Source organism: Streptosporangium sp. DT93 (assembly GCF_049844535.1).
Classification (GTDB): domain Bacteria; phylum Actinomycetota; class Actinomycetes; order Streptosporangiales; family Streptosporangiaceae; genus Streptosporangium.
In genome coordinates this window covers 360,086-381,271 of record NZ_JBNCLF010000005.1, presented here as the reverse complement: position 1 = coordinate 381,271, position 21,186 = coordinate 360,086, and the positions used below count along the sequence as shown (strand labels likewise).

The window sequence follows — 21,186 nt, the reverse complement described above, 5'->3', positions numbered from 1 at the left end:
CGTCATGAGACGTGGGGGAAGGCGGGCCGTCTGGGTCGCGGTGGTCGCCGTGCTGGCGGTCGGTGTCGTGACCTGGCTGGTGTGGCCGTCCGCGCCGCAGGTGCGGGCGCAGAACCAGATGATCACCGTGGTGGACGGGCCGCGCGACGACCGGCGCGTCACGCTGGACACGAGCTTCTTCCCCCCGGCCGGGGGCGGCCGGGCCCCGGTGGTGCTGCTCGCGCACGGCTTCGGCGGCAGCAAGCAGAGCGTCAGGCAGTCCGCCCTGCGGCTGGCGCAGGACGGTTACGCGGTGCTGACCTGGTCGGCCCGGGGCTTCGGGCGCTCCTCGGGGGAGATCGCGCTCAACTCCCCCGACTACGAGGTCAAGGACGTGCGCCAGCTCGTCGACTGGGTCGCGAAGCGGCCCGAGGTCCGGCTGGACGCGGCGGGCGACCCCCGGGTGGGCATCGCCGGCGGCTCCTACGGCGGCGCCATCGCGCTGATGGCCGCCGCCCACGACCCCAGGATCGACGCGATCGTCCCGCAGATCACCTGGTACGACCTGGCCGACGCGCTCTTCCCGAACGCCACCGGCCAGGGCCCCGGGAGCGGGGTGTTCAAGCGCATGTGGGCCGGGCTGTTCTTCAGCCGGGGCGGCCCCTCGGCCGGCCCCGGCGGCCTGGCCGCCCTCGGCGGCGGGAGCGGCGCCACCGACGGCGGTGACGACAGCGACAGCGACAGCGACGACGGCGGCGGCGGCGGTGCTGCACGCCCCGGGACGACCAGGCCGCTCACCGCGCAGGAGGTGCGGTGCGGCCGTTTCCTGCCGGAGATCTGTGAGATGTACCAGGGGATCGCGGAGAGCGGCCGGGCGACGCCCGAGGCCGTGGAGACGCTCCGCAGGTCGAGCCCGGTCTCGGTGGCCGGGAGGATCAGGATCCCGACGCTGCTGCTGCAGGGGCGGCGCGACTCGCTGTTCACGCTCGGCCAGGCCGACGCCAACGCCAGGGCCGTCGCCGCGACCGGCGCCCCGGTGGAGGTCGCCTGGTTCGACGGCGGGCACGACGGAGGCAACGGCGAGGTCGACTGGCTGCACGACAGGACGCTCGGCTGGTTCGACCGCCACCTGAGGAAGACCGGTGCCGGTCAGGACGGCGGCGAGCGGGGCGCCTTCACCGTGACCCGCGACGGCGGGCGCGACCCCGGCACCCGCCGCCCGGTGCAGCTGCACGCCGTCGCCCGCGACTACCCGGGGCTGTCGGGCAGCGACCGGGTCTCGGTGCCGCTCACCGGCCCCGACCAGCCGGTGGCCAACCCGCCGGGCGGCTCCCCCGCCTCGATCTCCGCGGTGCCCGGTTTCGGCGCCCTCGGCGGCGCGGTGAGCATCTCGGCCGACATGGCCGGGCAGAGCGCCACCTTCGACTCCGCCCCGCTGACGGCCCCGCTCCAGGTGACCGGCAGCTCGACGGTCCGCGTACGGGTGACCTCCCCGCCAGGCTCCCCGCCCGATCCGTCGCCCGATTCGTCGCCGGGCTCCCCCGGCGACGCGACGACCGGAGCCGGGAACACCGGGAACACCGGCAACGGGGCCGGGGGTGAGGTGACGCTGTTCGCCAAGCTCTACGACGTCGCGGGCGCCACCCAGGCGCCGATCCTGCCCGAGGGGCTCGCCGCGCCGGTGAGGATCACGCTCGGCGCGGACGGCTCCGGCGAGGCCACGGTGACGCTGCCCGCCATCGACCACGGGTTCGACGTGGGGCACCGGCTGCGGGTCGCGTTCACCACCACCGACCTGGGCTACAGCACCCCCGCGGCCCCGGCCGTTCACACGGTGGGCCTGGTCTCCCCCTCGGTGACCGTTCCCACCCACACCGCGCTGCGCACCCCCTCCTCCGGCCCCGCCTGGTGGATCTGGGCGCTGCCGCCGGCCGCCCTGGTCGTCGCGACGATCCTGTTGCTGGCCGGGCGCCGCCGCGCCGCCGACGAGCACGATCCCGAGCTGGCCTCCGTGCCATTGCGGATCAGCGGCCTGACCAAGGCGTACCGCAACGGCGAGCTCGCGGTGAACGACCTGTCGTTCACCGTCGAGCAGGGCCAGGTGCTGGGCCTGCTCGGTCCCAACGGGGCGGGCAAGACCACCACGCTGCGCATGCTGATGGGCCTGATCCGGCCCGACGGCGGCGAGGTGCGGATCTTCGGTCACCGGGTGGCGCCCGGCGCGCCGGTGCTGTCGCGGCTCGGCTCGTTCGTCGAGGGGCCGGGCTTCCTGCCGCACCTCAACGGGCGCGACAACCTGGAGCTGTACTGGAAGGCCACCGGCAGGCCGGCCGAGGACGCCCGGTTCGCCGAGGCGCTGGAGATCGCCGGGCTCGGCAAGGCGCTGGACCGTGCCGTGCGCACCTACTCCCAGGGCATGCGCCAGCGCCTGGCCATCGCGCAGGCCATGCTCGGCCTGCCCGACCTGCTCGTCCTGGACGAGCCCACCAACGGCCTGGACCCGCCCCAGATCCGGGAGATGCGCGAGGTGCTGATCCGCTACGCCCAGGGGGGCCGTACCGTCATCGTCTCCAGCCACCTGCTCGCCGAGGTGGAGCAGTCGTGCAGCCACGTGGTCGTCATGCACCGCGGGCGCCTGGTCACGGCCGGGACGGTGAGCGAGCTGCTGGACAGCCGCGCGCCCGTCGACGGCTCGGGCACCCGCCTGGAGGACGTCTTCCTGGACCTGATCGGAGAGAAAGCGTGAGCGACGTCTTCCTGGACCTGATCGGAGAGAAAGCGTGAGCGACGTCTCCCCCGCATCCGCCCCCGTACCGGGCCGGACCGGCGCGACCCCCGCGGGCACGGCCCCGGCCGGCACGCCTCCGAACGGCACGCCTCCGAACGGCACGGTCCCGGCGGGTGCGACCCCGGCGGGCACCACCGTGACGGACGCGGCCCCGACCGGTGCGGCGCGCGGGTATGCCCCGGGGCGCACGCTGCCGCTCGCCGTGGAGGTCGTCCGCCAGTTCAAGCGGCGCCGCACGCTGGTGATGTTCGGACTGCTGCTCGCGCTGCCGTGGATCCTGGTGATCGCCTTCACGTTCGGCGCCGGGTCCGGCCAGCCCGGTGCCGCGCTGCGCATCTCCGACCTGGCCACCGAGGGCGGGCTGAACTTCGCGGCGTTCGCCCTGTCGGTCTCGGCGACCTTCCTGCTGGTCGTCGCGGTGGCGCTGTTCTGCGGCGACACCGTGTCCGTCGAGGCGAGCTGGTCGTCGCTGCGCTACCTGCTGGCCGCCCCGATCCCCCGGGACCGGCTGCTGCGCCAGAAGCTGATCGTCGCGCTGGGCTACTCGGCGGCGGCGGTGATCTGCGTGCCGGTGACGGCGCTGCTGGCCGGGACCCTCGCCTTCGGCTGGAACGACGTCCGGGTGCCCGGGACCGGCGAGACGATCGCCGCCCTGGACATGCTGCCCCGGTTCGCGGTGGTGGTCGGCTACGCCATGGTCAGCCAGCTCGTGGTCGCCTCCCTGGCCTTCCTGCTCTCCGTCGGCACCGACGCCCCGCTGGGGGCGGTCGGCGGGGCGGTCGGCCTGGTGATCGTCAGCAACATCCTGCAGGCGGTCGAGGAGCTCGGCGCGCTCAGGGAGTTCCTGCCGACGTTCTGGAACACGGCGTGGCTGGACGCCCTGGCCCCGCAACCCCAGTACGACGGCATGCTCAAGGGGGTGGCCGTCTCGGTCACCTACTCGGTGATCCTGATCGCCTTCGCCTTCCGCCGCTTCCGCGCCAAGGACGTCGTCTCCTGACGGTCCCCGCCGGGTTCCCGGCGGGCCTTCCCGCCCCGTGTCAGGATGCTCCGCATGTCTGATCGCGCACTGAGCTTCGGGACCGTCGCGGAGGCGTACGAACGGTTCCGGCCGGGATACCCCGAGGAGCTCTTCGACATGGTGGCGGCGTACGCGGCCCGGCCGGTCCGCACGGCCCTGGAGATCGGCGCCGGGACGGGCAAGGCGACCCGCCTGTTCGCCCGGCGGGGGGTCGCGGTCACCGCGACCGAACCCGACGAGGCCATGCTCGCCGAGCTGCGCGGGAACGTACCGGCGGGCGTCAGGGTCGTGCGGGCCGCGTTCGAGGACCTGCGGCCGGGCCGCAGGTACGGGCTGGTCTACGCGGCGGCGGCGCTGCACTGGACCGACCCGCGGGGGCGGTGGTCACGCATGGCCTCGCTCCTGGAGCCGGACGGCGTGTTCGCCTCGTTCGGCGGGCCGCTCCGGCCGGCCGACCCGGCCGTGGAGGAGGCCGTGCGCGTGGCGCGGTCGCCGTTCCTGGAGAGCGACGACGTCCCCTCACCCGACGGCACGCCCGCGGAGAGCGACATGCAGTGGCCGGGTACGGAGCTGCGGCGCTCCCGGCTGTTCACCGATGTCCGGCAGTGCACGATCGAGCGGCGCCCGGCCCTGAGCGCCCGCGACTACGTCGGCCATCTGTCGACCGTCTCGGCCTACCTCGTGCTGCCGGCCCCGGAGCGGGAGCGGGTGTTCGAGCGGATCATGCGGGTCCTGCCGGAGACGGTCGAGCTCGCCGCCGACATCACCGTCCACCTCGCGCGCCGGCGCCACGAGCTGTAGCGGCCCCTCCCCGGGCCGCCCCTCGCGGGCCCGCCGCCTCGCGCCCGCGCCACGACCGCGCTCCCGCAGGCCGGTCGCCCTGACAGCTCTTTGCAAGAAGATGTAGAAGTAACGCAGAGATGTGGCAACGTTACGAAATTATTTCACAGAACCCTTGTGGAACGGTGTACGCGAGTCCTACTGTCACCTCACCCTCATGGCGTCCGCCCCCGAGCGCCCTCAGGTGCCCACCCCCCGAGAGAAACGAGCGTTCGATGTCGCGCAGCATCACAGGAGCCATGGCGAGGTGGTCCGGCAGGTCGGCGCGCAGAGCGGCGGTGGCGGTCACGACGCTGACCGTCACCGTCGCCGGGCTCGGCGCCGTGCCCGCGGGTCCCGCCCTCGCCGACCGGGCCGCGGGCGGCACGGCCCGCGCCGCCGCCCCCGTCGTCACGCGCGCGGCCCTGAACCCGGCGCTCGTCGCGGGCCGGGGCGCCGACGTCCGCTTCGCCGAGCAGGAGGCCGAGAACGCCGTCACGAACGGCACCGTCATCGGCCCCGACCGGACCGCGTACACGCTGCCGTCCGAGGCCTCCGGCCGCAGGGCGGTCAGGCTGACCCCCGGCCAGCACGTGGAGTTCACGCTGCCGGCCACCGCCAACGCGATCACGGTGCGCTACAGCATCCCCGACGCGCCGGGCGGCGGCGGCATCACCGCGCCGCTCGACGTCACGGTCAACGGCGGCGGCAGGCGGGCGATGACCCTCACCTCGCAGTACTCCTGGCTGTACAACCAGTACCCGTTCACCAACGACCCCGGCGCCGACCTGCTCCACCCCGACTGGTGGATCACCGAGTGCGCCTGCGTGCCCTCGGCCACGACCCCGGCGCCGGTCATCACCAAGCCGTTCCGCCCCACCCACTTCTACGACGAGCAGCGCCTGCTGCTCGGCCGCACCTACCGGGCGGGCGACCGGGTGCGGCTGACCGTCCCGGCCGCGAGCAAGGCCGCGTGGACGGTCGTCGACCTGCTCGACTCCGAGCTCGTCGGCGCGCCGCGCGTCCGGCTCGTCGCGGCGAACGTCCTGGCGTTCGGCGCCGACCCGTTCGGCCGCCGCGACTCCGCCGCCGCGTTCGACAAAGCCATCGCCTTCGCCAAGCGCAAGCACCTCAAGGTGTACGTCCCCCCGGGCGTCTACCAGGTGAACCGCCACATCGTCGTCGACGACGTGACGATCGAGGGCGCCGGTAACTGGTACACGATCATCAAGGGCAAGGAGGTCGCCCTCCCCTCCCCCGCCCCCGACGGCTCGACCCACACCGGCGTCGGCTTCTACGGCAAGGACGCCTCGGCGGGCGGCAGCAGGAACGTCCACCTGTCCGGCTTCGCGATCGAGGGCGACGTCCGCGAGCGCATCGACACCGACCAGGTGAACGCGATCGGCGGGGCGCTGAGCGACTCGACCGTCGACGGCCTGCACATCCGCCACACCAAGGTCGGCATGTGGTTCGACGGGCCGATGACGAACCTGAGGATCACGAACAACATCATCGTCGACCAGATCGCCGACGCCCTCAACTTCCACGGCGGTGTCACGAACTCGGTCGTGTCGAACAACGTCACCCGCAACACGGGTGACGACGGCCTCGCCCTGTGGTCGGAGAAGATCGCCAACACCGGCAACACGTTCGACCGCAACACCGTGCAGACGCCGACCCTGGCCAACGGCATCGCCGTCTACGGCGGCACCGACAACACCGTCTCGAACAACCTGGTGGCCGACCCGGTCCGCGAGGGCAGCGCGCTCCACGTCGGATCCCGCTTCGGCGCCGAGGCGTTCGCCGGGAAACTGTCGATCAAGGACAACACCACGGTCCGCGCCGGCACGTTCGAGCTGAACTGGAAGATCGGCCTGGGGGCCATCTGGTTCTACGCGCTCGACAAGAGCATCGACGCGGACGTCCAGGTGGCCGGCAACCACTTCCTCGACAACACCTACAACGCGATCATGCTGGTCAGCGACTGGGGCGTGAAGGACCTCTACTCGATCAACGGCGTCCACTTCAAGGACACCAGGGTCGACGGCACGGGCACCTCGGTGGTCAGCGCCCGCGTGAAGGGCTCGGCGACCTTCGAGAACGTGGACGCCCGCAACGTCGGCGCGGTCGGCGTCAACAACTGCGGGTCGTTCGGCTTCCCGTCCACCGGCTCGGAGTTCTCGCTGACCGACCTCGGCGGCAACGACGGCTCCTGGCTCGCGCCCTGGCTGCTGCCGAACACCATCACCTGCGACGACCGCCCGCCGGTGGTGGCGCCGCCGGCGCCGTCCCCCTGGTGATCACCTGATCGGGGACCGCCCGCCTCACCAGTGGGGCGGGCGGTCCGCGATCAGGCGGGCGTCGTCGTCGGCCTCGCGCCACTCGCTCCAGCCGAGGTCGGTGTCGTCCACGGTCTGGTCGGGCAGGATCGGCAGGCCGTCGTCGGCGAAGTCGACGGGGCGCAGGTCATCGGGTTCTGGCACTGTCACGATCCCATGCTAGCCACCCGCGCGGGCCGGGCGCCCGGGAAGCCGCCCGTACACCGGCGCGGGGTGAGTGCCCGGAAAGACCGCCCCTGCCCGGCAACGCCGGGGACAGGCGGGAAACCAGGCGGTACGATGCGGTGGCAGGTTTCAGCTACCCCCCGTGAGGCGCCATGACAACGCCATCAGGATGGCGGCGAGACGGCAATCTCCCCAACGAGCTGACCAGCTTCGTGGGACGCACCAGGTTGCTCACCACACTCCGGCAGCGGCTGGGCGAGCACCGCCTGGTCACCGTGACCGGCATCGGGGGCGTCGGCAAGTCCCGCACCGCCCTGCGGATCGCGCACGAGATGCGGAGCCGGTTCGGGGACGGCGTCTGGTTCGCCGACCTGGCCCGCCTCCAGGACTCCGGCATGGTCCGCCACACGATCACCTCCGCCCTCGGCATCGCCGACCAGTCCGCCCGCTCGGCGGACGAGACGCTGATCGAGTGGCTGGGCGACCGCGAGCTCCTGTTGATCATCGACACCTGCGAGCACCTGGTCGACGCGTGCGCCGCGCTCTTCGAGGACCTCCTCGCCGGCGCCCCCGGGCTGACCATCCTGGCGACCAGCCGCCAGTCGCTCAACGCCAGGGGCGAGCACACGATCGCCATCCCGCCGCTGGCCGTCCCCGGTGACTCGCCCGGCGAGGACGTCTTCACCAACGAGGCGGTGCAGCTCTTCGCCGTGCGGGCGAGCGCGGTGGTGCCAAGCTTCCAGCTCGACGAGAACAACATCGGGCCGGTGGCCGAGCTCTGCCGCCGCCTCGACGGCATCCCCCTCGCCATCGAGCTGGCCGCCGTGCGGATGCGCGCCCTGTCGGTGGAGCAGATCCTCGGCCTGCTGGCCGACCGGTTCAGCCTGCTCGCGGGCGCCAGCCGCACCGCGCTGCCCCGGCACCAGACGCTGCGTGCCGCGATCGGCTGGAGCCACGAGCTGTGCGAGCCCGCCGAGCGGCTGCTGTGGGCGCGGCTGTCGGTCTTCGCCGGGGACTTCGAGCTCGACGCCGCCCGCTACGTCTGCTCCGGGGACAACCTCCCCTCCGAGGACATCATGGATCTCATCTCCAGCCTCGTGGAGAAGTCGATCCTGCTGAGCGACGGCACGCCGTCCGGGCACCGCTACCGGCTGATCGACACCCTGCGGCAGTACGGCGAGGAGTGGCTGGAGAAGCTGGGCGAGACCGCCGTGATCCGGCAGCGGCACCGCGACTACTACCTGCAGCTCGCCAAGCGGAGCGAGGAGGCGTGGTCCGGCGCCCGCCAGGTCTACTGGTACGTCAGGATGCGCCACGAGCACGACAACATCCGCGTCGCGCTCGACCACTGCCTGCGCACCCCGGGCGAGGTGCAGGCGGGGCTGAAGCTCCTGTCCTCGCTGTGGTTCATGTGGGTGGCCTGCGGCCTGGCCCGCGAGGGCCGGCTGTACCTGGAGAAGACCCTGGAGCTGGCGACCCAGCCGACCCCCGACCGGTGCAAGGCCCTGTGGGTGCTGTCCTACATCCACAGCGCGCAGGGCAACATCAGCGGCGCCGTCGAGGCGGCCGAGCAGTGCAGTTCCGACGCCGTCAGGGTCGGCGACTCCGGCGCGGTCATCCTGGCCACCAAGATGCTCGGCACGGCCGCGTTCCTGCAGAACGACCTGCAGAAGGCGAGCGCGCTGCTGGGGGTGGCGATCGAGTTCCACAAGAGCGGGCGCGAGCTCAACCCGGGCCTGCTGCCCTCGATCGTCGAGCTGTCCATGGTGCTGCTCATCCAGAACGAGCCCGCCGAGGCCGAGGTGCTGCTGCGCGACTGCATCGCGGTCTGCACCCAGCGGGGCGAGCTGTGGCTGCGCTCGTACGCCATCTACGCGCTCGCCAGCGTGTACCAGGCGATGGGCAGGTCGGCCGAGGCCATGTCGAACGCCCGTGAGGCGCTCCGCCTCAAGCGCTACTTCCACGACGTGCTCGGCATCGGCCTGGCGATCGAGGTGGTGGCCAAGCAGGCGCTGGAGGAGGGGCAGCCGGAGCTCGCCTCCCGGCTGATGGGCGGCGGCCAGGCCAACTGGCGGACCTTCGGGATGCCGCAGCTCGGCTCGCCGTTCTTCAACGTCGAGCACGAGCGCTGCATCAAGGAGTGCAAGCGCCTCCTGGGCGACCAGGCCCAGGAGGAGGCGTTCGCCCAGGGCAGGAAGATGAACCTGGAGGAGCTGATCATCCTCGCGCTCGGCGACCACGAGGACGAGCGGCCGCTGTGAAGCCCGCGCCGGCCGCCGCGCGGGGCGGGCCCGCGCCGCCGGTGCCCCCGGACGGGGTCCACCGGCGGCGGCTCAGCGGGGTTCGCGCCGTTCCCAGGCGGTGGTGTAGCGGGTGCTGGTCAGCGAGTAGTCGACGCTGCCGCTGATCCAGAACTCCAGGCCGCGCACGTACGCGAGCACCGCCTCGGAGCCGAGCGCCTCCAGGGCGGGGCGCAGTCCCACCATCTCGGCGATGGCCCGGTCGCGCATGGCGCCGATCGCCTCCATGGCGTGCTGGCGGGAGTGGCCCCGGTGCGTGGCCAGCACGTTCACCAGGTTGTTGCGGGAGTTGGCGCCCTCGCTCTCCTTGGCGTACGAGATGAGGTCGTTGTCCCAGACGACGACGTCGTTGGCGTTCTCGGTGATCGCCCTGACCGCGGGGTGGCGCCACTCCTCGGGGGAGAGACTGCGGCCGCTGGCGACGTCGATGAGGGCGAAGACGGTGAGCATGGCGCCGGTACGCCGCCGCATGAAGATGTAGTCGTCCGGCTTGGGCACCACGTCGGCCTCGCGGTTGGCGGCCTCCCACACCTGGGCGAAGAGGTAGTCCTTGGTGACGGTCCTCCAGCGGTCGAGCTGGTCGGGGTCGCCGTACCGGGCGATCCTGCACTTGATCTCCAGCAGCGCCCTGGCGAAGGCGTCGTCGACCTTGTCGTCCTCGTCCAGGTCGTCGAGGACGGCGAGGAACCCGGGAAGGGCGCGGCTGATCTCGCCCGCGCCGCGGTTCTCCTCACAGAAGGCGTCGTCGAAGGCGAACAGCCAGACGCACCAGTCGGTCGCCAGGCGCAGGGTGTGGTGTTCGGCGTACGGATAGGTGCGCGCCCCCAGCCAGCCGTACTTGGCCCGCCGGTAGCGCTCCAGGGTGTCGGTGTCCTCCAGCAGGCCCGTCTCCGCGAGCCAGTCGAGGGTCTCGGTGTTGACCCTCTCGACGTAGGGACTGATCTCACTGGGGAAGGGGCAGCGCAGGGGAGGGATGCGGAGAGGTAGGCCGGACCTACGCGGAGTAGTAGTTCCCACGTCCCCAGAATGACCGAAGCGGGGCCGTTTTCATATACGTCGCCAATCAGGTCCATGCCGCGATCTAGGGCATTGACGGTCGAATCATTTCGGGGGCTCACCCTGGCCGGACGTCCCGATCATGATCGCGGCTCCGGTGGCCCGGCGCCCCGATCGGCGCCGACCTGGGGTGATGCCCTGGTCACAGCGGGTTTCCCCGCGAACACCGCTCCGCCGGCGACGTGCCGGCCCGGGCGTGGCCGGTCCGGCCGGGACTCCGGTCCCGCGTAGGAGCACGGCCTCGGCTCCGGTCCCGCGCGGGAGCACGGCCCCGGTCCCGCCGCTCCCGGCCCGGTCGATCGGACGGGTGCGAACCTCTCCGGCTCCGGGTCAGGCTGCATGTGACCCGTTGTGCCCCGGTAGGGTTCCCGGTGATCGGTGAGTGTCTGCGGAATTCGGCGGACCCCTGGCGGGTTGAGCTGAAGAGAAGACCGACGAAAGGCTGGAAACGGTGTCCGACCCGACGGATCTTTACCGGCTCAGCGGGGATGTCCCTGAGCTGACCGATCCGGTGCTGCTCTACCACTTCGACGGGTTCGTGGACGCTGGCGCCGCCGGACGGCTCGCCATCGCCCACCTGCTCGACGAGCTGGAGCACCGGGTCGTGGCGACGTTCGACGTGGATCGCCTGCTGGACTACCGCTCCCGGCGTCCCGTGATGACCTTCGACACCGACCGCTGGGTGGCGGTGGAGAGCCCGGAGCTCGTGGTGCACCTGCTCCACGACACCACGAGCACGCCGTTCCTGGTGCTCACCGGCCCCGAGCCGGACCGGGAGTGGGAGCTGTTCGCCGCCGCCATGGAGACGCTGGCCGCCCGGCTGGGCGTCGGCAGGCTGGTGACCACCCACGGCATCCCGATGGCCGTGCCGCACACCCGCCCGCTGGGCGTCACCGGCCACGCCAGCCGCCCCGAGCTCGTCGCCGGCCAGACCAGCGCCTTCGGCAAGGTGCAGGTGCCGGGCAGCGCGGCCTCGCTGGTCGAGTTCAGGCTGGGAGCCAAGGGCTACGACGCCCTCGGCTACGCCGTGCACGTCCCGCACTACCTGGCCCAGGCGGAGTACCCCACGGCCGCGCTGGCCGCCCTGGACGCGGTCACCAGGGGCACCGGGCTGGTCTTCCCGCTGGACGGCCTGCGCGAGGCCGCCGAGAAGACCGACGCCGAGATCGCCGAGCAGATCCAGGCCTCCCAGGAGCTGTCCACCGCGATCACCGGCCTGGAGCAGCAGTACGACGCGTTCGCCGCCGGTGCCGAGCGGGAGAGCCTGATGGCCGAGAGCTCGGAGATGCCCACCGGGGAGGAGCTCGCCGCCCAGTTCGAGGCGTTCCTGGCCGAACGCGACGAGCAGCGCGGTGACTGACCCCGGCACGACGAACGGCGCGGCGGACGACCCCGGCGCGACGGGCAGCGCGGTGACCGCTCCCGGCGCGGCGGACGGCGCGGTGGACGACCTGCGGGTCGGCCTGATCGGGTACGGGGTGGCGGGGGCGTTCTTCCACGCCCCGCTGATCGCGGCCACCCCTGGCCTGCGGCTGTCCGCCGTGGTCACCCGCGACCCCGCGCGGGCCGCCGAGGCGGAGGCGAAGTACGGCGCCCGGGCGGTCCCGGACGCCGCCGCGCTCTGGGGGACGACCGGCGCGGCGGGTTCCGGCGGCACGTCCGAAGGGGCCGGTGCCGTCGACCTGGTCGTGATCGCCTCCCCCAACCGTACCCACGTCCCGCTGGCGCGGGCCGCGCTCGGCGCGGGCCTGCCCGTCGTGGTGGACAAGCCGCTGGCGGCGACCGCCGCCGAGGCCCGCGAGCTGGCGGCGCTGGCGCGGGAGCGCGGCCTGATGCTGACGGTCTTCCAGAACCGGCGCTGGGACGGCGACTTCCTGACGGTCGCCCGGCTGGTCGAGGCGGGCGAGCTGGGCCAGGTGACCCGGCTGGAGTCGCGCTTCGAGCGGTGGCGGCCCGTGCCCAAGGGCGGCTGGCGCGAGACGGGCGGCGCCGAGGAGATCCCGGGGCTGCTCTACGATCTCGGCAGCCACCTGGTCGACCAGGCCCTGCGCCTGCTCGGCCCGGTCGTCGACGTCTACGCCGAGACCGACGTCCGGCGCGACGGCGTGAGCGCCGACGACGACGTGTTCGTCGCCCTGTCCCACGCGGGCGGGGCCCGTTCCCACCTGTGGGCCGGCGCGCTCACCCCCAGGCTCGGCCCTCGTTTCCGGGTGCTGGGGACCCGGGCGGGCTACGTGAAGTACGGCCTGGACGTGCAGGAGGAGCAGCTGCGGGCCGGGCTGACCCCGGCCTCGCCGGGGTTCGGCGAGGAGCCCGGTGAGCGGTGGGGCACCGTCGGCGCCGACGGTTCCGGCGCCGCTGAGGGCACCGACGGAACTGCCGGTGGGAACCGCGCCGTGCGCACCGAGCCCGGCGGCTACGGCGGCTTCTACCCGGCCGTGCTGGCCTGCCTGCGCGACGGCGCCCCGCCGCCGGTCGAGCCGGAGGAGGTCGCCGCCGCCCTCGCCGTCCTGGAGGCCGCCCGCCTCTCGGCCGCCGAACGCCGGGTCGTCACCCTCTGACCACCCGGTCGCGGGTCAGTCGCGCAGGCGGGCGCGGAGCGTGCGGGAGTCGGACTCGGTCCAGCCCTGCGAGGCGAGCCAGGCCAGCGGTCCCCCGAAGCGCTCGTCCAGGACGCCCAGGAACTGCCGCATGTACTCGGCGCGGGGACGGTGGTCGTCGGCCGGCCGGTTGTCGAGGTCGACGCGGTAGGTCTCGCTGGCGCGCAGCCGGGCCAGGATGCCCTCCAGGCGGTCGCCCGTGGCGACGTAGTCGTCGACGATCGCCTCCCGGGTGGCGCCGGCGACCTCCAGCGCCAGGGCGCAGAGCACCCCGGTGCGGTCCTTGCCGGCCGCGCAGTGCACGATCGCGGCGCCGTCGTCGAGGGCCATGGCCCGCAACGCCGCCAGGACCGAGTCGGGGCGGTCGCGGATGTAGCCGTAGTAGTAGCCGGTCACCCGCAGCTCGGCCATGCGCTCGTCGTTCTCGTCGCGCGCGGTCCAGGGCAGCACCTTGTCGCCCTCGATCGCGTCGCCCCCGGCCGTGTCGGCCTCGACGTCGGTGTACAGGCCGCCCTCGGCGAAGAGCGTGAGGTGGTGGATGCTCACCTGCGGCACGGCGGTGAGCGGCCCCGGCCCCTCCAGGCGCACCTCCGGCCCGGAGCGCAGGTCGACGACGTTGCGGAGCTCGCGGTCGCCGACGAGCACCCGCACGTCCCGCTCGGTCAGTCCCTGCAGGTTGTCCGACCGGTAGATCCGGCCGAAGCGCGTTGTCCCGCCGTCCACCGTGGCGAGCCCGCCGAGGTCGCGGACGTTGACGGCACCTTCGAGTTCGATCCAGCGCGTGAAGTCTCTCATCGCCCCCGAGCTTATACGCCGCTTTACCAGCGGACCGTTAACAGGGGGCGCCTGTTGCCGTAACTACCGACATCCTTGGACGGCGCCGACGAACACGCATCGATCCCCGTATCAGGCTCGCGGAAGGACCGACCGCGCCCTGCGGGACCTGTGAGCCTTCGCGCCGGAGCAAGCCCGTGGAAAGACCGATCGCGCCCTGCGGGGCCCGCGAATCTTCGCGTCGGAGCACGCCCTTGGGTGCGAGGCTCGCGCAAGGACCGATCGGGCCCCGCGGCGAGGAGGTTCAGCCGCCCGCGCGGCGCAGCAGTTCCAGGGTGCGGTCCATCCCGGCCCGGTTGCCCAGGCTGCGGTAGATGTCCAGGGCCCGCCGCAGCACCTCCGCCGCCGCCCCCCTCTCGTCCGCCTCCAGGTGCGTCTCCCCCAGGTAGCGCAGGCTCCTGGCCATCCACCAGCGGTCGCCCAGCTCCTCGAAGTCGCGCACGGCCCGGCGCAGGGACTCCAGCGCCTCTCCCGTACGGCCCAGCCTGCCCAGGGCGCGCCCGGCCGACAGCTCGCTCCTGGCGACCCCCCACGTGTCACCGAGCGCGACCAGGATCTCGGCGGCGCGGCGCACGTAGGTGAGCTCGCGCAGCGCGTTGGACGGATCGCCGACCTCGCCGGCCGCGCGCAGGCACCTGGCCTCCTCCCACAGCTCGCCGCGCAGCCGGAACATCTCCGCGGCCCGGTCCAGGCTGAGCCCGGCCCTGGTGAAGTCCTCCCCCGCGGCGCGGTCGTCGCCGTCGGCGCGCAGGGACCTGGCGGTCGCGCCGAGCACCTCGCCGTACGCGCGCAGCGTCTGCGCCTCGGAGTAGCGGTTGCGGTCGCGCTCGAACACGCCCAGGGCCTCCTCCAGCAGCTTCCGCGCCTCGGCGGGCCTGCGCTGGGCCAGCCGGAGCTCGGCGAGGTTGCGCCGGGTCCTGGCCGCCCACCAGCGGTCGTCCTCGTCGGTGAAGACGGTGATCGCGCCGGCCAGGTAGTCCTGCCCGCGGTCGAGGTTGCCGTCGTTGAACAGGGTCATGCCGACCGCGCGCCTCGCCCGCGCCGCCCACCACGATTCGCCGAGCCCCTCGAAGATCTCCAGTGCCCGTTCGGCGTCGCGCAGGGCGCTGCGGTGGCCGCCCTGCCCGCCCGCCACCGCCGCCCGGTCCAGCAGCGCGATGCCCAGCGCGCGCGGGTCGCCCGTCCGCTCCGCGGCCTCGCACAGGATCTCGGCGACCGTACGCCAGTCGGACCAGTAGGCCCGCAGCGAGTGGCAGAGCGAGCAGAAGGCCCTGCCCAGGCCCCAGGCCAGCTCCCACATCTCCATGCTCCTGGCCTGGCCGATCACCGCGACCAGGGTCAGCCGCTCGGCGTTGAGCCAGTCGGCCGCCGAGACCTCGGCCGACGTCACCGGCTCGGGCCCCGGCTCCCGACCGGCGGGCCTGGCGCGTCCCCAGTCCTGGGGCCAGCGGGCCACGGCCGCGGCCTCGGCCCGGCGACGGTAGCCGGACAGGACCCGCTCGATGGCGGCCCGGCGGCGGGCCTCGTCCTCGGCGAGCGCCGGCTCCCTGGCGAAGATCTTCACCAGGTCGTGCAGCCGGTAGCGCATCGCCCCGGACAGGTCGGTGCCCGAGCACTCGGCGAGCTGGGCGTCGATGAGCGCCTCCAGCTGGTCGGCGCCCTCCGGCTCGGAGGTGGCGAGCAGCTCACCGGCCACCCAGCCGGGCACGTCCGGGGCGTCGATCAGGCTGAGCAGGCGCAGCAGGCGGCGTTGCAGTCCGGTGCAGTCGTCGTGGCTGAGCTGGAGGGAGGCGCGCACGCTCTTGTCGAGGCTGCGGGCGATCTCCAGCTGGTCCAGGCGCCGGCGCTCGTCGAGCAGCCGGTCGGCGAACCGGCGCAGGGTCCAGTTCTCCCTGGTGGCCAGGCGCCCGCCGCAGATGCCGATGGCCAGCGGCAGGTGGTCGCACATCCGTACGATCTCCCGGGCCGCCTCCGGGTCGGCGGCCACCCGGTCGTGCCCGGCGAGCCTGGCCAGCAGTTCCACGCCCTGGGCCTCGTCGAACACCGACAGCTGCTTGTCGTAGGTGTTGAGCAGGAAGAGCGGCTGCCGGGACGTGATCAGGACCGCGCAGCCGGGATCGGCCGGGATCAGGGCCTTGACCTGGTCGCCGTCGCGGGCGTTGTCCAGGTTGATCAGGATGCGCCTGCCCTTGGTCCAGGTCAGCCAGAGGGCGCGGAGCTCGGCCAGGCCGCCGGGGTCGGTGGTGAGGCGCACGCCGAGCGCGCGCAGGAAGCCGATCAGCACCTCGGCGGGGTCGACCGGGGCCTCCACCTGGCCCCGCAGGTCGGCGTACAGCCGCCCGTCGGGGAAGTCGCCGGCGACGTCGTGACCGAAGCGGGCGATGAGCATGGACTTGCCCACCCCGCCCCTGCCGTACACCGAGACGACCAGCGGGGCGGCGTCCGCGTGGTCGCGGGAGCGGTGGCGCGCGGCGAAGACCTCGCGCAGCTCGGCCAGCGACTCGGTACGGCCGGTGAAGTGCGCGGAGACCGGCGGCCACTGGTCTGGCGGGCGCCAGATCGTTCCCGCCGAGGCGCCGCGCTCCTCGGCCCGGCTGCCGGCCGTCGCCCAGGTGAGCAGGCCGACCAGCAGCCCGGCGACCGCGGTGACGCCGACCTTGGCCTGAAGGGGCAGGTCCCACACGTCCAGCGAGGTGGCCAGGACGCTGGCCACGGCGGCGGCCAGCCCGGCCGCGGCGGGCGCGGCGAGGCGGATCCGGCGTCCCGGCCGCCGGCCGGGCGGCCGGAGATCCGGCCTCTCGGCCCTGTCGGCCCTGTCGGGCTTGCTGGGCTTGTCAGGCACGTTCGGCGCCCCGGCCATCCACACCCCTCGCACGAGGACCACGGCACGCCCGCGGCCTCCCCGTGGCGGCCGGCATGTCCCTTGATTCCTGGAAATTGAACCAGACGGCCACCCGGTGGCGCCGCGTCACCCGGGCGACGACCCGGGTGACGCGGACGACGGCGCCGGCGACGACGCGGCCGGTGCCATGGACGATGTCACCGTCGGTGACGCGGGCGATGTCACCGTCGGTGACGCGGGCGGTGAGGCGGGTCCTCAGCGTCCCAGCACGTGGCAGGTCGCCTTGGCCTTCTTGGACGGGTCGCTCTCGGAGACCGCGGTCAGGGTCACCGTGGCGAGGCGGGAGCCTCCGGCGGCCCTGCGGGCCACGGCCGTGACCTGGGCGCTCCGGCCCGGCTCGGCGGTGGCGAGCTCGTTGGGCAGCGAGGCCGTCCATCCCCGTCCCGAGACCGTCGCCGAGAGGCGGTAGACGTCACCGGAGAGGTGGGCGCTCACGTCCTCGGGGTGCGTCCCCCGCACCGGCGCGGTCCTGCCGGTGTTGAACAGCGGGAAGCGGCACGTCGAGGCGCCGCCCTTGGACGGCAGTCCCAGCGTGGGCAGCACCGTGACCCCGCGCCGGTTCGGCCCGGCGCCGTCCAGGGAGCGGACGGCCACGGTGTAGGAGAGGACGCCCTTGCGGTCGCGCTTGAGGTCCAGGACGTAGAAGTGCAGCCTGTTGGCCTGGTCCACGTACTCGAACTCCGAGCCCGAGCCGGTGCCGGCGTGGAAGAGCGCGTCCGAGAGCTGGCGGTAGTCGCCGATCGTGATGGGCACGGCGGTGCCGTCCGGCAGGACGTAGTCGGTCATGCCGATGTCCTGCGGGTTGGCGTCGACCACCCATTCGAAGGGGGCCTGGTCGACGTTCTTGGTCTTGGCCAGCAGCACGCCGGAGTCGGGCGTGAAGGAGTCGGCGCCCATCCGGTCCACGACCTCGATGGTGTAGTTGTCGTAGCCGCCGCCGTCGCAGAACGGGTCGGTGCCCACGTCGCAGGCCGGGGCGCGGTCGCCGCCGGTGAAGGCGATGTTGACGCCGGACAGGTCCTTCGCCCCCGGCTGGACGACGCGGGCGGTCACGTTCGCCACGACGAGGCCGGACTCGGCCAGCGCCTCCCTGGACAGGCGCAGCACGTTGGCCTCGTCCACCATCTCCAGCTTGATCTTGTTGCGGAGCATGTGCTGGGCACCCATCGAGGCGCCCGCGGTGGGCGGGATCAGCCAGCGGCTGTGCGGGCCCCCGGGGCCGTTGAAGCTGCCCCGGCTGAGCATCTCCCAGACGCCGGTGTAGGCCCGGCGCGGCGGCACCCCGAACGGGTTGTTGTAGTTGTCGCCGATGCCGAGGATGTGGCTGAGCTCGTGGGCGTAGACGCCCTGCCCGGAGCTCTCGGCCTGGGTGGAGGAGCCGCCCCCGGCGTTGGGCCAGATCGAGGAGGCCGAGGCCCAGGAGGTCCACTCCACGTAGCGGGTCCTGGCCCAGTTGGGCAGGGTCTCGTCGGGCGGTCCGAAGGCGTCGGTCACCGCTTCCTTGGTGGGGAACTTGATCGGGCCGAACTCCTGCCAGGTGGCCGACTCGTCCTGTCCGGCGCTCAGGTAGAAGATGAAGTCGAAGCCCGCGGGGATCTCCGGGCCGACCGCGCCGTTCCAGGCGGCCCGCGCGTCGGTGCGCAGGTTGCGGTTGCAGGTGTCGCCGGCCGGGCAGGCCGTGCCGCCCTGGAACTCCATGGCGTACTCGTGTGACTTGCCGGGCATCTCGTACGGCCCGAACGCGGTCAGTTCCACGCCGTAGCGGCCTCCGGAGTCCTCCATCCAGTACTCGTGGATGGTGTGGCCCCGGTTGAGGGCGCCGGGGGTGTTGAGGAAGTCCCGGTAGAAGCCGGCGACCTGGTCGCGGGGGATGTCGTGGGCCTCGGCGCTGGGGTTGCCGAAGACGGTCGAGCCCTTGGGCTGGGTCACCACGAACGGCCGGCCGGGGTAGTCGGCCAGGACGAGCGCGCCGCGGAAGGTCCGCTTGGAGCCCTTGACCGCGGGGTCGGCCCAGTTCGTGCCGGGGGGCTTGCGGTAGTCGGCCCACGTCATGTGGTCCGGGTTCTTCCAGTTCTGCGGGTCGATCGCGGCCGGGGCGGCGGGGTCGGCGCGGCGCGTGGCGTCGGCGCCGGGGGTGGTGGGGGCGTCCTGCTGCCAGGGCTGGGTCCTGGGCCACTGCTCCAGGCGCCAGGGGTGCTCGGGGTCCTGGACGGGGTCGGCGGCGGCGGGGAGGGAGGTGGCGAGACCGGCGAGGATCAGCATGGTCGCGGCGATCGCCGCTTTCACCAGCTTGGGGGGACGAGTCACGATAATTGACGCTATAGATCCTTTACAGTGGGATCAACAGCCCCCTGTCAGGAAGGGCGGAGGCGAGACCCGCCGGAGACCCATTTGAGATCGGGGGCCACTCCCCTTAACCTCTCCGGAGGGGACGAACACCAGGAGTGCCTATGCCCACCCGTGCCGGTCGGACCGTCGGCACGCGCGCCCGGGCAGTCGTCTCCGTCCACTGCGCCCCCGTCGTGCTCCCCGTCTGCGGCCCTCCCGTGCACGACGGCGCGATCGTCGTCCGCAACGACAGGATCGCCAGGGTCGGCCCGCGCGCCGAGATCGTGGCCGCCCATCCCCTGCTCACCCCGGTCCACTGGCCGGGAATGATCGTGCCGGGCCTGATCGACGCCCACCTGCGGCTCGACCGCGCCGCGGCCCCGGTCTCGGTGTACGGCGTCACCGCCGCCGGGGGCATCGCCGCCGACCTGGACGCGGCCTCCACCCTCGGGGAGGCCGGGCTGGGCGGCGTCACCTACCTGGAGACCCGCTGCGAGGACGAGGACCGCTGGGAGGACGAGGCGCGCGACCGGCTGATCACCGCGATCCGGGAGGTGGACCACCCGGGCGTCATCGGCATCGCCGCCCACTCCTCGGACGCGATCGTCATGGAGGACCTGACCGTCCTGTCCAGGACGTTCGGCCTGCGCCTGCACGTCGAGCCCGGACGGCACACCGTCGCCTTCCTCGACGAGGTCGGGGCGCTCGACGCCGGTTGTCACATCGCGATCTCCGGCCCGCTGGACGAGGCCGACCGCAAACTCCTGCGGGCCCGCGGCACGGTCGTCGCCATCTCGTCGCCGTTCGCCGCCGACGGGCTCCTCGACGGCGAGAGCGCGATCGCGATCGGCACCAGTGGCGGCGGCGACCCGCTGGCCGTCGCCCGCGCCCTCTCGCGCGCCCCCGGTCACGACCGGCTCCTGGTCGAGGCCGTGACGCTGGGCGGCGCGCGGGCGCTGGGCATGGGCGAGGGTCCCGGTCGCCTGGGCTGCCTGGAGCGGGGAGGTCGCGCCGACTTCGCGGTCTTCGCGGTGGAGCCCGGCGGGCGGGACCCGTACACCGTCCTGCTGCACGAGGGGCCGGGCCGGTGCGTGGCCACGTTCGCGGGCGGCGTGGCCCGGTGGCGCCTCGACGAGCCCGCTCACCGGGGCGGCACCGGGATCACCGGCGGCACCGGTGGCGGCGGTGGCGCCGAGGACGCGGGGGACGCGAGGAGCAGGCGCCTCGCCTGAACCGGCACCCGCCCCTTCCCACCCAAACGTCCTTTCATCCCATGTTTCACCGTCCCCGGCCCCGGACTCCCCCGCCGTGACGCGTGAATCGGCCGTCACCCTTTTTCAATTCCATGCGGAGATGAAACAATGGGTCATGGCGGAAAACACGACTCATGCGGTGACCATCAAGGAAACGCCCATCATGATGAAATTCATGATGCGCCTCTTCAACCCTCTGATGCGCGTCCAGATACGCAGGGGGAAAGCGCGCACCATCGGCGATGTGATCCTTCTTCATTTCACCGGGAGAAAGACCGGCAAGCGGTACGAGGTTCCCGTCATGAAGCAGGACGAGGGCGGCAGGCTCTGCGTCTACACCGAGGCCCGGTGGAAGGCGAACCTGCGCGGCGGCGCCGACGTCGAGGTGACCGACATGGGGGTGCGCACCCCGATGCGCGCCGAACTGATGGACGATCCCGACACCATGGCCGCCGAGATGGAGGGCCTGGTCCGGCGGATCGGGCTCAAGGAGGCGAAGCAGCGGCTCGGCATCGTCGTCCACGTCGACCGCCTGCCGACCCGCGAGGAACTGGCGGAGGCGATCCGCCGGCGCAACCTCGGGGTCGTCTACCTCACGCCGCGCTAGGGAACCGTCCCGGGCCCCGCCGGGCCGGAAGGCCCGGCGGGGCCGGGGAGCCGCCCCCGCGCGCCGTGCCGCGGGGCACGGCGCGCCAGGGAACGAACCGCCCCCGGGGCCGGGCGGGGGGGGGGGGGGGGGGGGGGGCGGGGGGGGGCGGCCGCCGCCGGCGGGGGGCGGGGGGGGGGGGGGGGGGGCGGCGCG

At 73.2% G+C, this 21,186-nt stretch carries 14 protein-coding genes; 9 read left to right on the top strand and 5 right to left on the bottom strand.

Translation table 11 applies throughout. From position 1 onward, the window contains the following. Positions 1–4 precede the first annotated feature (4 nt). From ACLQ2R_RS14350 to ACLQ2R_RS14335, 4 genes are all read left to right on the top strand, one after another. Entirely contained in the window at positions 5–2,725 is a 2,721-nt protein-coding gene (locus ACLQ2R_RS14350; protein WP_425959971.1) for an alpha/beta fold hydrolase, read from the top strand. 34 nt (positions 2,726–2,759) lie between these two features. Continuing rightward, positions 2,760–3,767, top strand: coding sequence for an ABC transporter permease (locus tag ACLQ2R_RS14345; RefSeq protein WP_425959970.1), 1,008 nt, complete (start codon positions 2,760–2,762; stop codon positions 3,765–3,767). A 54-nt stretch (positions 3,768–3,821) separates the two neighbouring features. After that, positions 3,822–4,589 (top strand): class I SAM-dependent methyltransferase, encoded by a 768-nt coding sequence (locus ACLQ2R_RS14340; protein WP_425959969.1) that lies wholly within the window; start codon positions 3,822–3,824, stop codon positions 4,587–4,589. 254 nt (positions 4,590–4,843) lie between these two features. Then, a complete protein-coding gene (locus ACLQ2R_RS14335) occupies positions 4,844–6,907 on the top strand; it encodes a glycosyl hydrolase family 28-related protein (RefSeq protein WP_425959968.1) in 2,064 nt (687 codons plus the stop codon). 24 nt (positions 6,908–6,931) lie between these two features. Here ACLQ2R_RS14335 and ACLQ2R_RS14330 read toward each other — a convergent pair whose 3' ends face one another. Next, positions 6,932–7,096 (bottom strand): hypothetical protein, encoded by a 165-nt coding sequence (locus tag ACLQ2R_RS14330; RefSeq protein WP_425960050.1) that lies wholly within the window; start codon positions 7,094–7,096, stop codon positions 6,932–6,934. 167 nt (positions 7,097–7,263) lie between these two features. Here ACLQ2R_RS14330 and ACLQ2R_RS14325 point away from each other — a divergent pair, with 167 nt between their 5' ends. Continuing rightward, a complete protein-coding gene (locus ACLQ2R_RS14325; protein ID WP_425959967.1) occupies positions 7,264–9,372 on the top strand; it encodes an ATP-binding protein in 2,109 nt (702 codons plus the stop codon). 72 nt (positions 9,373–9,444) lie between these two features. Here ACLQ2R_RS14325 and ACLQ2R_RS14320 read toward each other — a convergent pair whose 3' ends face one another. Continuing rightward, positions 9,445–10,428 (bottom strand): 4-epi-cubebol synthase, encoded by a 984-nt coding sequence (locus ACLQ2R_RS14320; protein WP_425959966.1) that lies wholly within the window; start codon positions 10,426–10,428, stop codon positions 9,445–9,447. 490 nt (positions 10,429–10,918) lie between these two features. On the opposite strand from ACLQ2R_RS14320, the gene ACLQ2R_RS14315 reads away from it, so the two are divergent. Together ACLQ2R_RS14315 and ACLQ2R_RS14310 are read left to right on the top strand one after the other, a co-directional pair. Beyond that, positions 10,919–11,827: a proteasome assembly chaperone family protein gene (locus tag ACLQ2R_RS14315; RefSeq protein ID WP_425959965.1), complete on the top strand. Its 909-nt coding sequence runs from the start codon at positions 10,919–10,921 to the stop codon at positions 11,825–11,827. 82 nt (positions 11,828–11,909) lie between these two features. Further along, the gene (locus ACLQ2R_RS14310) at positions 11,910–13,028 is read left to right on the top strand and encodes a Gfo/Idh/MocA family protein (protein ID WP_425960049.1); all 1,119 of its coding nucleotides are present in this window, start codon (positions 11,910–11,912) and stop codon (positions 13,026–13,028) included. Positions 13,029–13,043: 15 nt separating this feature from the next. Here ACLQ2R_RS14310 and ACLQ2R_RS14305 read toward each other — a convergent pair whose 3' ends face one another. The 3 genes from ACLQ2R_RS14305 to ACLQ2R_RS14295 all read right to left on the bottom strand — a co-directional run bounded on the left by ACLQ2R_RS14305 (position 13,044) and on the right by ACLQ2R_RS14295 (position 19,110). After that, positions 13,044–13,862: a tyrosine-protein phosphatase gene (locus tag ACLQ2R_RS14305; protein WP_425959964.1), complete on the bottom strand. Its 819-nt coding sequence runs from the start codon at positions 13,860–13,862 to the stop codon at positions 13,044–13,046. 283 nt (positions 13,863–14,145) lie between these two features. After that, positions 14,146–16,743, bottom strand: a complete 2,598-nt coding sequence (locus ACLQ2R_RS14300; RefSeq protein ID WP_425959963.1) for a tetratricopeptide repeat protein — start codon at positions 16,741–16,743, stop codon at positions 14,146–14,148. A gap of 255 nt (positions 16,744–16,998) precedes the next feature. Continuing rightward, positions 16,999–19,110 carry a M6 family metalloprotease domain-containing protein gene (locus ACLQ2R_RS14295; RefSeq protein ID WP_425959962.1) on the bottom strand — a complete coding sequence of 704 codons (2,112 nt, stop codon included), beginning with the start codon at positions 19,108–19,110 and terminating at the stop codon, positions 16,999–17,001. Between the two features lie 143 nt (positions 19,111–19,253). On the opposite strand from ACLQ2R_RS14295, the gene ACLQ2R_RS14290 reads away from it, so the two are divergent. Both ACLQ2R_RS14290 and ACLQ2R_RS14285 read left to right on the top strand, forming a co-directional pair. Further along, a complete protein-coding gene (locus tag ACLQ2R_RS14290) occupies positions 19,254–20,363 on the top strand; it encodes an amidohydrolase family protein (RefSeq protein WP_425959961.1) in 1,110 nt (369 codons plus the stop codon). Positions 20,364–20,439: 76 nt separating this feature from the next. Continuing rightward, positions 20,440–20,991 (top strand): nitroreductase/quinone reductase family protein, encoded by a 552-nt coding sequence (locus ACLQ2R_RS14285; RefSeq protein WP_425959960.1) that lies wholly within the window; start codon positions 20,440–20,442, stop codon positions 20,989–20,991. Positions 20,992–21,186: the final 195 nt, after the last annotated feature.

What these genes read in the sequence shown, in the direction of transcription:
- ACLQ2R_RS14290 (WP_425959961.1), top strand. Translation starts at nt 19,254, where the DNA reads ATGCCCACCCGTGCCGGTCGGACCGTCGGCACGCGCGCCCGGGCAGTC.
- ACLQ2R_RS14325 (WP_425959967.1), top strand. Translation starts at nt 7,264, where the DNA reads ATGACAACGCCATCAGGATGGCGGCGAGACGGCAATCTCCCCAACGAG.
- ACLQ2R_RS14350 (WP_425959971.1), top strand. Translation starts at nt 5, where the DNA reads ATGAGACGTGGGGGAAGGCGGGCCGTCTGGGTCGCGGTGGTCGCCGTG.
- ACLQ2R_RS14335 (WP_425959968.1), top strand. Translation starts at nt 4,844, where the DNA reads ATGTCGCGCAGCATCACAGGAGCCATGGCGAGGTGGTCCGGCAGGTCG.
- ACLQ2R_RS14305 (WP_425959964.1), bottom strand. Translation starts at nt 13,862, where the DNA reads ATGAGAGACTTCACGCGCTGGATCGAACTCGAAGGTGCCGTCAACGTC.
- ACLQ2R_RS14340 (WP_425959969.1), top strand. Translation starts at nt 3,822, where the DNA reads ATGTCTGATCGCGCACTGAGCTTCGGGACCGTCGCGGAGGCGTACGAA.